Below are 13385 nucleotides of genomic sequence, written 5' to 3'. Positions count from 1 at the left end.
GGCTCTTTTGTTGTGCAAAAACACATAAGACGTTCAGTCCAGCACACAGGCGTCGTCCGAGAGTGCGGAGAAAATGGCGATCATATTCTCAAACGTCTGCTGTTTGATCAGATGACGCACGATTGTCTTGTTGGTCAAAAACCGGCTGATCATCTTATAAAAAAGCGGCAGATTACGATCGCCTCCGACCTTCATAGAGAGCAGGAAAATGATCTGCACATCCTCTTGATCCCATGGAATAGGGGCATCCAAGATACCGATAACCACCAGGCTCCGCTCTCCGAGCGGCCGATCCGGATGCGGGGTTGCCACGCCGTTGCCGAGTGCAGTTCCGCCGATGCGCTCTCTTTGCAGCACATGCTCATAGAAGTCTTCGGGAATGGTTTCGTGTGCGGCAGTCTTTCTACACATTTGCCGCAGCACATGCTCTTTTCCACCGGCTGACATGTGGGGCAGAAACAGTGCTTGAGAGAAGTAGCCCAAAAGCGTTTTTTGCTGTTCCCGTTTGAGGTGTTCCCGGATATCCTTATCCTTATTCCATGGGAATCCATGCCCCAGCTCAATGACGGGGATGGGGAGCTCTTTCTTGATCGGAGTCGTAGAGAGAATATAATCGGCAGTCTCCAGATCTCTGTCGATAAAATCTGCCGACTCGTACATGCCGACCACATTGAGGTGTTTTCCGTAGGCATCTTTGATTTTATAGGCCAACAATGCTGCCGCACTTTTTCCTGTTCCGCAGACGATCAGGACATTTTTTCTGCGCTGCGCCCTGCTGCGTTCCAACGCTACATGGAAATAGAGCGCAATGTACCCCGTCTCGTCAACCGGTATCTCCTTCTCGTACTTTCTTTGCAGTACGCCGCAGGCGACGTTTGCCATCTCATATGCGAGCGGTTCGGTTTCACGGATCTCCTGCATCATGGGATTATCGAGCGGCATATCGTAGAGAAGGCGCGTACGCATAGGGATCAAATGCGTGTAGAGACCGGCGATCAGCTCAAAGTCATGAGAAAAATTATAGCAGAATACATTTTCCACGGACTGCAGCATCTGCCTGACCAGCTCGTAGCTTTCGGACGCAGCGAGCGAGACCTGCTTCCATGAAATGATCTTCTTGCATTCCAAATGCAGCAGGATGTACTGATATTCGCTCCGGGTAAACCGTATACCGTATGCCTCCGCCAGTACGGAGCTCACATCTTTTGCAAGTCCGCATACCTGTGGGTCGGCAGGTTCATGGCGCAGGAGTTCCCGCGCGACCTCCCGTCCGAGTCGGATCCTGCAAATTGAAACGTACATATGCAGAACAAAGCTCTGGAACGAATACGCCGCCATGCGATATGCATGCCGGCGGAAAATATCCTGCAGCAATATCGCCAGCTTTTGAATATTCTCGCTTAAAAATTCCCCGTCATTTGCGATCATATTCCGCCCAAGCTTCGCCATGCATCGTCGGATATTCTTTTCCGTTCCGTCAATGCGCAGCCCCGCATACGGCTGATGCAAGAGCTGCAGATCATAATGGCTCAGGATCGGGCGGATCATACGGAGATCTTTCTTGAGTGTCGAGCGGCTGACGTGCAGCATCTCGCAAAGATCATCACTTTTGACAGCCGCATCGGTCTGAAGAAGTACCCGAATAATCTTGTTGATACGCGACTCCGCGGTCTCGCCTCGAAGTGTGCCGTCCGCTTCCAGCGTATCTAAAAAACTGAGGAACCGCGTGCGATCCGTCACCGACAGTTTCACCCCGTGATAGGGTCTTGCCTCAAGCTGTGCGCCGTGCGGCAACATCATCCGATTCAGCTGCAGAATGTCATCGTAGATCGTCCGCGTGGAGACGCCGAGAGCCTCGGCGAGTTCCTTGCAGGTGATGCACTCATTTTCCGGCATGAGAAGGACGAGCTGCAGCCATCGATCCATAAGCGTATCCTCCTGTCTTGTCATAGCTGCCGCGCCGCGCAGACGCGTCCCTCCCCCCACCTCATTATAGCCTAAAATCCGCCGCTGTAAACCCGTAGACCCTTCCGCCATTCCTCCGCCACATATGCAGCGATCTCGTCTGCGGCATAATATGCCGCAGTTTAGAGACTGGATGTTTCCGCTCTGAATGGTATACTGATTTCTATAAGATCCGGCAGCGAAATACCGGAATGAAGACAGGAAAGGAGTGATATGCTTTGTTTGACGAGAAACGAATTATTTTGCTCACGCAGCCGCTTGCGACAAAAGAGGAGGTCATCCGATATTTAACGCACATGGAAAATGACTGCGTGCAGGATGCGGATCTTTACGAGCAGGCTGTCAGCGACAGAGAGGTGTCGTTTGCCACCTACACGATCGACGGCGTAGCCATACCGCACGCCAAATCAAGCGCCGTAGAGACGCCGTTTGTTTCCTTTGCGCGCTTGAAAGCTCCTGTCACTTGGGGGACGGAACCCGGCGAAGATGCTCGGATGGTCTTCCTCATCGGTGTTCCGGAGGCTGCCGGAGGCACCGATACCAATCTTCATTTGAAGATCCTGGCGGCACTCAGCAAAAAGCTGATGCACGCATCATTTCGGCATCGGCTGGAAGAAGCATCTTCGACAAAAGAACTCTATCAAATTCTGCAGGAAATTGAGGAGGAACTAAAATGAAAATCGTAGCGGTATCCGCCTGCACGGCCGGCATTGCCCATACCTATATGGCACAGGAGGCCATCGAACAGGAATGCAAAAAGCGCGGGATCGACTGCAAGGTCGAAACGCAGGGCGGCATGGGCATCGGCAACGAACTCACACAGGCAGAAATCGACGCGGCGGACGTCGTCATCCTTGCCGTGGCAGTCAGCGTCGAGATGAGCGAGCGCTTCGACGCGAAGCGCGATGCGGGGAAGATTCTGGATGTCAGCCCTTCGGAAGCGATCAAAAATACGGCGGGGCTCATCGATCGCGCCGAAAATATAGCGACGGCAGAAAAGCAGCACACGAACCTTGGTGCGGAACTCTTTCGCTATTTCAACACGGGTATTTCCTATTTCCTCCCCGTCATTATTGCGGGCGGTATGCTGTTCTCCTTCACACTGATTACGGGACATGTCGAAGACGGGCGCATTGTTCCCAGCAGCCCGTTCTGGCAAAACGTATATGACCTTGGGATGGCCGGCTTTTCCATGATGGTTCCCGTGCTGTGCGCATATATCGCCTATGCCATTGGCAGCAAAGCAGCCATTGCCCCGGGCTTTATTCTCGGCCATGCCGCCAATACGCCAATGGGTGAGTCTCACATTGCGACCGGCTTTCTCGGCGCCCTGATCCTGGGGTTCCTTGTCGGTTATCTCGTCCGATGGACGAAAAAGCTGCCCGTACCGGCACTTCTGCAGCCGATGATGCCGACATTCCTCGTGCCGCTCTTTACGACGCTGATCCTCGGTCTGTTTTACATCTATATCCTAACCATTCCGCTGAATGCATTCGTCCAGTTCATGATTCAGTGCATGTATCAGCTGAACGGAACGAGTGCGATGGCACTAGGGCTTGGCATCGGTCTGCTCGCAGCGGCCGACTTTGGCGGTGCGTGCAGCAAGGCAGCCACAGCCTTTACACTGGCGCTCATGGCGGAAGGAATCCTCGGGCCGAACGGTGTCTTCCGTATGTGCTGCGCGATTCCCCCGCTCGGTATGGGACTCGCCTCATTCCTCCTGCGCAGCCGCTTCGATGCTGCCGACAGACAGCTCGGCATATCCGCGCTCTTTCTTTCCTCTGCCGGCATTACGGAAGGAGCGATCCCCTTCGCCGGAAAGGATTTTCGACGGACATGGATCGCCTGTGCAGTCGGAACCTCCATTGCCGGCGCCGTCGGCATGATGCACGGCATAACGTCCATCGTCGCATTCGGAGGTATTGTCGCCATTACGGGTGTCGTGGACGGAAAGCTTTGGTATGTGCTGGATATGCTGCTGGGTGCCGGCATTATCGTCCTGATCCTCTTCCTGTGGAAGCCCAAACTCGACGCAGAAACAACACACTAACCGCCTCACGGCAGGAACATATTCCTGTATTGCAAGCCTAAATCAAACACGGAGATGTTGTACATGACAACATCTCCGTGTTTGATTTTACAATTAGAATACCGTGCGCCAAAATCCCGCGTCACGCCTCTCTATGTAGGAAACCTGAGAGACGCGGAAGTTTGGATGCAGAACAAGGAACAAGAAAAATGCAAGCGAAGTCGTAGTTAAAGACCTACGTCGAGCACAGTATTTTTCGCAGTGACACAGTTATGCGCCAAAATCCCGCGTCACATCTTACTTTACGACCTCTCCATGCCAGTCCTTAATCCCCCCCATCTCAACGATATTCGTATACCCCATCTGCGCGAGCTTATTCGACGCGGTCATGCTGCGCGCGCCGCTGCGGCAGTAGACGAAAATCATCTGCGCTTTGTCGGGGAGCTCGGCGGGGGGATTCGTCCCGATGGTATCGAGGGGAACATTGATCGCGTGCGGGATATGCCCTTCGGCGTATTCCTGCGGGGTTCTTACATCCACGATCAGATAGCCCGTCTCGCTCTCCATCATTTTCTGTGCCTCGTCCCCCGTGACGCGGCGAAATGCAGTCTGCCCGCCGTCGCTGCCTGTGGCGGCGGAGCTTTGTCCGCACCCAAATGCTGTGACCGCCGCCGCTGCGAGCAGAACTGCCGCAACAAATTTTTTCATGTAAATTCTCCTTTGTATAAATTACGCGGCACAACCTGCCGCAGTCTACCGAAACAAAACCATAATCAAGCCGCCCACCGTGGGGAGCGCAACGATAAAGAACCTCAGGACGGCACGCGGAGCAAGGTGTGTCAGCTTTGCCCCAAAATATGAGCCGACGGAGAGCGCGACGAGCGTCTGCAAAAAGATCACAGGCTCGAACTGTCCATAGAGGAGGTAACCGATGCCTCCGCTGATGGAGATCGGGACGATGATCATCATGGTCGTCCCGATTGCCTGCAGGAGCGGCACGCCGAACACAACCATGAGCGCGATCTGAATGTACGCCGCCGAGCCGATGCCGAACGCGCCCGCAAGGATGCCGCAGACGAGTCCGGTGAGACTGCCGTAGATATAAAGCGGGCGTCCGGTGAGGAGTTCGGCACGCACATGGATGTGCTGTTCGAGCCACGAGGATTGATAGATGCGCAGGTAGAGCAAAAATGCACTCGATTCGAGCATCAGCCCCGTGAAGAGGCTGAGGTTTCCTGATTCGATATGATTTGAAATCACTGCGCCGATGAGTGCGCCGACGAGTCCGCCCGCACCGATCACAAATCCCGTGCGCGGAACGACTTCGCCCTCACGGTAGTGGCTGACCGCACCCGAAAGCGTCGTGAACGCCATCGAACCGAGGGCAACGGCGAGCGCCTGATGGATCGGCACGCCAAATCCGACGACGAGCAGTGTGATGACGACGCCGCCGCCGCCCGCACCGACGAACCCGATGGTCGCGCCGAGAAGGAGCATGGACAGAAAAAGCATACAAGCTCCCATATACACAAAAGGAGCTGCCATGCAGCTCCCGAATAGACACATGGTGACGCCTATGGGATTCGAACCCATGAACCCGCCGTGAGAGGGCGGTGTCTTAACCACTTGACGAAGGCGCCGAATGTTGGTGACGCCTATGGGATTCGAACCCATGAACCCGCCGTGAGAGGGCGGTGTCTTAACCACTTGACGAAGGCGCCACATATGTCAACAGGAGATACTATAGCATAGAGATTGGCAAAAATCAAGCGTTTTTTCTTCGTTCCTCCCCCGCAGGAGCTCAGTGCAATTCATTCAGACGATCAAGTGCCCCGTGCAGTCGTGCAAGCCCTGTCTCGCGTCCAAGAATCGACAGAATCTCCGTTGCGCCGCCCGGTGTGACCGCCTGTCCCGCCGCCGCAATGCGCAGCACCCACATGACCGTCCCCTTGCGCCAGCCCTCGCGCTCAATACACTCCTCAAGGAGCGCATAGAGGAGGTCGTTCTCCCAGTGCTCCGCGGGGAGTGCCGCGAGGATCTCGATGAGCATGGGCAGCAGTTCCGCCGCCGCTGCAGGCGTAACCTTGTTCCGCTTATTCTCATAGAGGCCGGCATCAAAGGCAGGCGCTTCGATGAGAAAGGCGATCGCGGGGCGCACATCACCGAGTTTCGTGACGCGCGTCTTGAGCAGCTTTGCAATCTGCATCCACCGCGCCGCGAGATTCGCAGGCAGATTACCGGCAAAGGGGCGTGCAGCCTCCGCAAACTCTTCGTCCGTCATCGCCTTGAAATATTCGCCGCTCATCCACCCAAGCTTGTCATAGTCAAAGACGGCGGGCGATTTCGAGAGCCCCTCGAGCGAGAAGCATTCGATCAGCTCGTCCATGGAAAAGACTTCTTGATTCGTCGTCTTCGGGCTCCAGCCGAGCAGCGCCACATAATTGACGATAGCGGCGGCGGGGTACCCTGCCTCTACGAGGTCGTTAAAGCTCGTCGCACCGTGGCGTTTCGAGAGTTTGCTCGTCTTGCCCGTCTCCTCATCACGTCCCATGACGGGCGCGAGATGCACGAATACGGGCGGCTCCCAGCCGAACGCTTCGTAAAGCAGGACATGTTTCGGCGTCGAGGTGATGAACTCGGTGCCGCGGATGATATGCGAGACCTTCATGAGGCGGTCGTCGATGACATTGGCAAAGTTATAGGTCGGCATACCGTCGCTCTTGAGGAGCACCTGATCCTCGAGCTCCGTGTTCGGGATCGTAACGTTGCCGTGCAGCACATCATAAAATGTCGTCTCGCCCGTGAGCGGCATCTTTTGCCGGATGACGTACGCCTCGCCCCGTGCGAGACGCGCCTCTATCTCTTCAGGCGAGAGATCGCGGCATGTGCGCGGATAGCCGCCGAAGCTCTTTTCTCCCTCTGCCGGGGGCACTTCCTCCGTATGGCTGCAGAAGCAGCGGTAGGCGTGTCCGGTCGCAACGAGCTGCTCTGCGTATTTTTTGTAAATCTCCATACGCTCGCTTTGTACATAAGGACCGTAGTCGCCGCCAATATCGTCAGGCCCCTCGTCGGGAACGATGCCCGCAGCGTCGAGCGTGCGGCGGATGAAGTCAACGGCGTCTGCGACGTAGCGGCTGCGGTCGGTGTCCTCAATGCGCAGGATGAACGTCCCGTCGTTCGCGCGCGCAAATAGGTACGCATAGAGCGCCGTGCGCAGATTTCCGATGTGCATGTAGCCTGTAGGGCTCGGTGCAAAACGGGTGCGAATCGCAGTGTTCATCAAATATTTCCTCCCAAAATACAATCTCTCGTGTTCAGCCGCGCAGATAGCTGCACAGTGCACGGAACATTATGAGCGAGCTCATCGCGCCCGGATCCTCAATGCCGATGCTGCGCTCGCCGATGAGCGCGGCACGCCCGCGCCGCGCGACAATCGTCTTCGTATACTCTGCACCCGCGCGCCCCGCGTCAAGAGCCTCCTCGAGGCACTCCCGCAGGCTCTTGCCCTCTGCCTGCGCGGGCAGGAAGGCATCGCGGATCGGGATGAGCGTATCGAGCATGGTCTTATCGCCGCGCTGTGCACGCCCGCGCCGCTCAATCGCCTCGATGCCGCAGGTAAACAGTTTTCGAAACTCCGCACGTCAAGCCGCGTCTCCGCGTTTACCGCCTCGCCTGCACGTACGAACGCGATGCCGTACAGAGGCCCCGCCGCACCGCCGACATTCTCGATGAACGCGCGCCCGATCTGCCGGAGGACGTCTCCGAGCGGCGCATCCGGCGGCAGCTCCGCCAGCCGATCCTGTGCCTCTGTAAAACCGCGCGCCATGTTCAGCCCGTGATCACCGTCCCCGGTTTTCGCATCCACCGCCGTGAGGTAGTCCTTCTGCGCCATAACCGCAGCGACGACCGCATTTACCGCATCACGAACATTTGCCATCTCCGTCACACCATCTTTCTCATGAAATTGAGAATTTTCCATATTACCGCTCATATTATAGCACGGGAACCCGCACAGGAAAAGGGGGGCGCGCAATTTCCGGCGAGTTTTTGTGCAAAGTCGGATTTCATATTGTTGTTACAAATTTTGATTCTTTATTTGTCAAGTCTTGCGGGTCATTTTTTTTTATGCTATCATAATATAAAAGAGCGGTACGCCTTCGATGTGCGTATGTCTTAGCAATGTCTAACCTACAGATCTTTTAGGGAACCCGACTTGATTTCGGTGAACGCGAAGTGCTCCGCACAGGCGGAAGCCGGACTTAGGGTACCCACCTGCTTTACGCAGGTCTAGACATATAAGGCATACGGCATTTCAGACCCCTCTCTTCCGGTCAGGACGGATCTGCCCGCGCGGCGGCTGCGTTCTGACCTTTTTGTGTGCGGAGATACGGAGCACACAGCAGGATTTTTTCAAAAGAACACGAATTAAATGAAATAGTATACTTTAGTTTACATTGATTGGTCAGGGGAGACAGAAATGCCGGATTTGGAGAATATCAACGAAGAAGTTCCCGCCCCGGAGCAGTCCGCAAAACGGCGCGGCCGCCCCAAAAAACGCATACAAGAGGAACCGGAGGAGCAGCCGGCGAAGCGCCGCGGTCGACCGAAAAAGGACGAGAGCGCACCCACGCTCGGCACGCCGCGCCGCGAGCGGCAGACAGAGCTTGTCTTTGCACTCGACATCGGTACGCGCAGCGTCATCGGCATTGTCGCCGAGCAGCGTGAGGGCGGCCTCCACATCCTTGCAACGGAACGCATGGAGCATAAGACACGTGCCATGCTCGACGGACAGATTCACGATGTGCCGCAGGTCGCGGCAATCATCCGCGAGGTCAAGCGGCGGCTCACCGAGCGCACGGGTGCGCTCCACAGTGCCGCCGTCGCCGCAGCGGGGCGCGCGCTCTACACGATGACCGCCGAGGCGTCGCAGGATGTCACGGGGACGATCACGCCCGCACAGCAGCGCGACCTCGACTTTGCCGGCGTACAGGCAGCACAGAAGAAGCTCGCCCAATCGCATACCGTAGACGATCCGACGCGCTACTACTGCGTCGGCTACAGCACGATCCGCTACACACTCGACGGGAACGACCTCAAGACGCTCGTCGGACAGCGCGGTCGGCGTGCGCAGGCGACGGTCATCGCGACTTTCCTCCCGCGCCAGGTCGTCGACTCCATGCAGTCCGCTCTGCGCGAGACGCATCTGGAGATGCGCGCGCTCACACTCGAGCCGATCGCGGGCATCAACGTCCTGATCCCCCCCACGATGCGCCACCTGAACCTCGTCCTCGTCGACATTGGTGCGGGCACGTCCGACGTCGCCATCACGCGCGGCGGTTCGGTCATCGCGTACGGGATGGTGCCGATGGCGGGCGATGAGATCACAGAGGCGATCTCGCGCGAATATCTCCTCGACTTTAATATCGCGGAGGATATCAAGCGCAAAGCTTCTGCCGGCGAGGACGTCTCCTTCACCGATATTCTCGGGATGCGGCTCTCACTCACGGCGGATCAGGTCGTCGCTGCCATTCGCCCGAGCGTTGAAAATCTCGCGGGCGCGATCGCAAAGCAGATCTTGGAGCTGAACGGCGAGCCGCCGCAGGCGGTCATGCTCGTCGGCGGCGGTTCACTCACCCCGATGATGCCGGAACTGGTCGCGGATGCGCTCGGCATCCCCGCGGGACGTGTTGCCGTCCGCCAGCCTGACGTCGTCGACGGCGTCGAGGATCTGCCGCCCGAGCTGCACACGCCGGATGCGGTAACGCCGCTCGGCATCCTCAAGATCGCCTCGATCAACACACTGCACTTCCTTGCCGTGTGGATCAACGATATCGAGTACAGCCTGTTCAATTTCCGTGAGCTGAACGTCTCCGACGCGCTGCTCGCCGCGGGCATCAGCCTGCGCAAATACAACGGGCGTCCCGGCATGGGACTCATGGTCACGGTGAACGGCGAGCGGCGCAGTTTCCCAGGTACGATGGGGACGCTCGCGCAGATCACCATCGACGGCAAAAGCGCGGGGCTCGACTCCCCCATTCACGACGACTGCCGCATCAAACTCGTGGCAGGAGAGAACGGCACGCAGCCCGAGGTGCATCTCAGCGATGTCACAGGGGCGGCAAACGACTATACAGTGCTGCTGAACGGCGCAGAAGTGCGCGTCGCTGCAAATGTCCTCGTCAACGAAGCAGCCCCTGAGGGCGACCCGCTCCTATGCGACGGCGACATCATTACCTCACGACGGGAGCGTACGCTCGGCGAGCTGCTGCGCGCCGAGGATCTGCCGCCGGCAGGACGACACATCGCCTATACGCTGAACGGAGACCCCCGCCGCTTTACCGCGCAGCCAAAGATCACACTGAACGACGCGCCCGCCGCACTCTCGACCGTTCTGCGCGCGGGGGACGTCATCGAATACGAAGAGACAAGCATTCCAACAATCGCGTCCGTCATTGATCTCTCCTCTGCCTCGTATGCAACGATTACCTATGAGGGGAAAGAACACGATGTCCCCGCCTCCGGCTTCAGCCTGACAGTCAACGGTGCGGATGCCGCCCCCGAGACCGTCCTCACGGACGGCGCGGTGATTTCATATCAAAAGGGCACGGGCAGCGCCAATGTCAGCGAAGCGCTGCTCGCCGTAGGATTCACTCCCCCGCCTGCGACCACCCGCGTGACTTTTGCCATTCTCGTCAACGGGGTCAAGGCGGACTTTACAAGCCCCATCCGGAACGGCGACACACTCGAGGTCATCCTAACGCCGATCGTTTCACCGGGCACATCCGCATCGTCCGTCGATACGGATGCCCCTGCCGCAAGCATGATCCTCCGCACCATTGCCGCACACGCGGGACTCCCCGACGCACCGGCAGTCCCCCTCCCCACGGTACGCCCGCATATAAAAGAAGAGATGCAGGAGCCGGCGAAAGAACTGCCTGCAGCGGAGGAAACGGTACCCGGTGAAGCAGCGCCCGCAGAATCATTTGACGCCCCGGCAACATCCCCTGCAGATCCCCCCTCTGCATCGCCCGGCACGATCACTATCGAGTCGCTGATGCGGTACGATTGAGCGTGTGTCGACGCGATTTTTGCATCAGGCACTACCACATAGAAAAATCAAACACATGTAAAAACAGAGCTGTTGCATATACTTGTGCAACAGCTCTGCTGCATATTGGCGGGATTTGACTACAAATTATTCTTTAGTTTCTCAAGATCCGGAAAGAGATCCCCGATCGCGTCCGAAAGCCCCTCGCTCGGCTCGAGGATCTCAAGCACGGGACGCATCGTCTCGCGGAACTTCTCATCATCCTGCATGAGCGTAAGCACGGCGCTCGTATTGATCGCGTCGGCGAGCGCAGAGTGCTGCGTCCCCTCGAACCGCCGCCCCATCGCACCGAGCGCGTGTTTGAGTGCGAGACTGTTGTGCAGCCCGAGCCGATCGTCAAACGCCTGCTGGAGATCCACCCAGCGCATATCGAGCCAGTTCACATCAAAGTCCGGCACCTTGAGGCGGCACTCCTTACGGAGTTGTTTGATGTCCGACATGCTCCACGAGTAGATTTTCGTCTCCGAAGCACCAATCCAGTCCACAAAATTTTTGAAGCTCTCGGCAAAAACGCGCTGCCCGCTGACCTGCTCCTGCGTGATGCCCGTGAGCTCCGTAATATGCTTCTTCACCAGCCCGTACTCAGGGCAGACATAACACTGAAATTTATCCTCCTGCACAAATTTTTCGCTGAGACGCACTGCGCCAATCTCAATAATCTCGCCGTTTAATTTCCGTCGTATTTCTTTGTATTCCTTGCCAATAGGATTCATCTCCAAATCGACGACAATGTGTTTCATACGCATTCCTTACCTTCGAAAAAATCTGCCGTAAATGACGCGCGGCAGACAATGTTGCAGTGTTCTTTGGCGCTTTACCGGGAGCGCTTTTCATAAACCCAAAAAGTTAATGTATTTTAACTTTTTAGGACGGAATTGTTACGTTTTCGTTATCATAGCACAATGGGCGCTGAAAATCAAGAAATAGGAAAAACGTCCTGCCGCACTTATTTCTTTTTCCAAAAAAAGTGCTAGAATAGAAGCAGAGATATTTTCCGAAAGGGTGTGCCGCATATGAACTGGAAAGCTGCGCTTGCGCTGCTCACCTGCAATGTCCTCTTTATGTCCGCCAGCTATACGATGCTCATTCCGTTTCTCCCCATGTACCTGACGCTCGAGCTTGGCGTGGACGAGGCGTCGGTCAATCTATGGGCGGGCATTACGTTCTCCGTGACCTTCCTCGTCTCGGCAGTGATGGCGCCGATTTGGGGCCGCATTGCCGACCGCAAGGGCAAGCGGCTCATGGCGATGCGCGCGAGTTTTCTCATCGCCGTCAGCTATTTCCTCGGCGGCATCGTGCAGACGCCCGAACAGCTCGTCCTCGTGCGGCTCTTTCAAGGGTTCGCAGCAGGACTCTGGCCGATGGATCTTGCCATCATGACGCTCTACGCGCCGCGCAAGCGCCTTGGTCTGTGCCTCGGCATCATGCAGGGCACGCTGACTGCGGGCGGCGTCATCGGTCCCCTCCTCGGCGGCGTGCTCGCCGAAACGTTCGGTATGCGCATGAGCTTTTATATCGGCGCCGCGGCGCTCTTTGTCAATTTCCTCGCATTCACATTCCTCATCAAGGAACCGCCCGCCCCTGCGGATGAAACGCCTCAGACGGAGGAAGACGCGAATCCGTGGCATCTGTGGCGCATTCCTATCCTGCGCACGATGATGGTTGTCAGCACGCTCGCACAGATGGTCGTCTTTATCCTCCAGCCCGTCCTCACAACCTATGTCAAATATCTCGCGGGCGATACGATCGAAAACATCGTCCTCGCCGCGGGTGTCGTCTTCTCGCTCAGCGGCATCGCGGGCGCGATCGCCGCGCCGCTCTGGGGCATCTTCGGCGCGCGGCGCAGCTATTTCGTCTCCATGTGTCTGGCGATGACGCTCGCGGGCATCGTCCTAACCCTGCAGGGGATCCCCGAGACCCTTATCCCCTTTGCCGCCATGCAGTTCGTCATCGGACTATGCGGCGCAGGCGTGCAGCCCTCGCTCAATGCCGTCATCGCGCAGCACACCCCCGCACACCTCAAGGGCAGCGTGTTCGGTATGCTCTTCGCCGCGCAGCAGGTCGGCGGCTTTACGGGACCGCTCCTCGGCGGCATCGTCGCTACCTATCTTGGCATGCACTTCCTATTCCCGACGGCGGGCGCAATCTTGCTGACGCTTTCTGTGTTCGTTTGGAGGCGGTATATTCGGAAAGGATATACTGCGGCCGAAATATAATCCTTTGCATATTTTTCAGAAATACCGCATTCATCATATAGTCCCTCAGAATACGTTGTTCATCAAG

Annotated in this window: 9 protein-coding genes, 2 tRNA genes and 1 pseudogene; 4 read left to right on the top strand and 8 right to left on the bottom strand. The window is 57.0% G+C overall.

The features are described from left to right. Positions 1–33 precede the first annotated feature (33 nt). Positions 34–1926, bottom strand: coding sequence for a BglG family transcription antiterminator (locus tag HMPREF9162_RS02735; protein ID WP_009438250.1), 1893 nt, complete (start codon positions 1924–1926; stop codon positions 34–36). 257 nt (positions 1927–2183) lie between these two features. Between HMPREF9162_RS02735 and HMPREF9162_RS02730 the strand changes: the two genes are divergently transcribed. Together HMPREF9162_RS02730 and HMPREF9162_RS02725 are read left to right on the top strand one after the other, a co-directional pair. Further along, positions 2184–2642, top strand: a complete 459-nt coding sequence (locus tag HMPREF9162_RS02730) for a PTS sugar transporter subunit IIA (RefSeq protein WP_009752773.1) — start codon at positions 2184–2186, stop codon at positions 2640–2642. Then, positions 2639–4015 carry a PTS fructose transporter subunit IIC gene (locus tag HMPREF9162_RS02725; RefSeq protein WP_009752668.1) on the top strand — a complete coding sequence of 459 codons (1377 nt, stop codon included), beginning with the start codon at positions 2639–2641 and terminating at the stop codon, positions 4013–4015. The genes HMPREF9162_RS02730 and HMPREF9162_RS02725 overlap by 4 nt, the downstream gene beginning before the upstream one ends. 276 nt (positions 4016–4291) lie before the next feature. On the opposite strand, the gene HMPREF9162_RS02720 is transcribed toward HMPREF9162_RS02725, so the two are convergent. From HMPREF9162_RS02720 to dhaL, 6 genes and pseudogenes are all read right to left on the bottom strand, one after another. Continuing rightward, positions 4292–4702, bottom strand: coding sequence for a rhodanese-like domain-containing protein (locus HMPREF9162_RS02720; RefSeq protein ID WP_009349550.1), 411 nt, complete (start codon positions 4700–4702; stop codon positions 4292–4294). Positions 4703–4747: 45 nt separating this feature from the next. Further along, positions 4748–5506 (bottom strand): sulfite exporter TauE/SafE family protein, encoded by a 759-nt coding sequence (locus HMPREF9162_RS02715; RefSeq protein WP_009752706.1) that lies wholly within the window; start codon positions 5504–5506, stop codon positions 4748–4750. Between the two features lie 53 nt (positions 5507–5559). Then, positions 5560–5634, bottom strand: a tRNA-Glu gene (locus HMPREF9162_RS02710). Between the two features lie 6 nt (positions 5635–5640). After that, a tRNA-Glu gene (locus HMPREF9162_RS02705) sits at positions 5641–5715 on the bottom strand. Between the two features lie 80 nt (positions 5716–5795). Further along, entirely contained in the window at positions 5796–7274 is a 1479-nt protein-coding gene (gene gltX / locus HMPREF9162_RS02700) for a glutamate--tRNA ligase (RefSeq protein ID WP_009752604.1), read from the bottom strand. A 34-nt stretch (positions 7275–7308) separates the two neighbouring features. Then, positions 7309–7985: pseudogene (gene dhaL / locus HMPREF9162_RS02695) on the bottom strand (dihydroxyacetone kinase subunit DhaL). A gap of 486 nt (positions 7986–8471) precedes the next feature. On the opposite strand from dhaL, the gene HMPREF9162_RS02690 reads away from it, so the two are divergent. Continuing rightward, the gene (locus HMPREF9162_RS02690; RefSeq protein ID WP_009752650.1) at positions 8472–11063 is read left to right on the top strand and encodes a cell division FtsA domain-containing protein; all 2592 of its coding nucleotides are present in this window, start codon (positions 8472–8474) and stop codon (positions 11061–11063) included. Between the two features lie 119 nt (positions 11064–11182). Here HMPREF9162_RS02690 and HMPREF9162_RS02685 read toward each other — a convergent pair whose 3' ends face one another. Continuing rightward, positions 11183–11842 (bottom strand): 3'-5' exonuclease, encoded by a 660-nt coding sequence (locus tag HMPREF9162_RS02685; protein ID WP_009658609.1) that lies wholly within the window; start codon positions 11840–11842, stop codon positions 11183–11185. A 273-nt stretch (positions 11843–12115) separates the two neighbouring features. On the opposite strand from HMPREF9162_RS02685, the gene HMPREF9162_RS02680 reads away from it, so the two are divergent. Then, complete coding sequence (locus HMPREF9162_RS02680) at positions 12116–13318, top strand: MFS transporter (protein ID WP_009752537.1); 1203 nt, start codon at positions 12116–12118, stop codon at positions 13316–13318. Positions 13319–13385: the final 67 nt, after the last annotated feature.

Origin of the sequence: Selenomonas sp. oral taxon 137 str. F0430 (genome assembly GCF_000183625.1) — a bacterium.
Lineage (GTDB): Bacteria > Bacillota > Negativicutes > Selenomonadales > Selenomonadaceae > Centipeda > Centipeda artemidis.
The sequence above is the reverse complement of the archived record's forward strand: the minus strand, read 5'-3'. Positions and strand labels throughout refer to the sequence as shown.

Excerpts from the sequence above, each read along its gene's own strand:
- HMPREF9162_RS02725 (WP_009752668.1), top strand. The coding sequence starts at position 2,639 with ATGAAAATCGTAGCGGTATCCGCCTGCACGGCCGGCATTGCCCATACC.
- HMPREF9162_RS02690 (WP_009752650.1), top strand. The coding sequence starts at position 8,472 with ATGCCGGATTTGGAGAATATCAACGAAGAAGTTCCCGCCCCGGAGCAG.
- gltX (WP_009752604.1), bottom strand. The coding sequence starts at position 7,274 with ATGAACACTGCGATTCGCACCCGTTTTGCACCGAGCCCTACAGGCTAC.
- HMPREF9162_RS02680 (WP_009752537.1), top strand. The coding sequence starts at position 12,116 with ATGAACTGGAAAGCTGCGCTTGCGCTGCTCACCTGCAATGTCCTCTTT.
- HMPREF9162_RS02685 (WP_009658609.1), bottom strand. The coding sequence starts at position 11,842 with ATGAAACACATTGTCGTCGATTTGGAGATGAATCCTATTGGCAAGGAA.
- HMPREF9162_RS02715 (WP_009752706.1), bottom strand. The coding sequence starts at position 5,506 with ATGCTTTTTCTGTCCATGCTCCTTCTCGGCGCGACCATCGGGTTCGTC.
- HMPREF9162_RS02720 (WP_009349550.1), bottom strand. The coding sequence starts at position 4,702 with ATGAAAAAATTTGTTGCGGCAGTTCTGCTCGCAGCGGCGGCGGTCACA.
- HMPREF9162_RS02735 (WP_009438250.1), bottom strand. The coding sequence starts at position 1,926 with ATGGATCGATGGCTGCAGCTCGTCCTTCTCATGCCGGAAAATGAGTGC.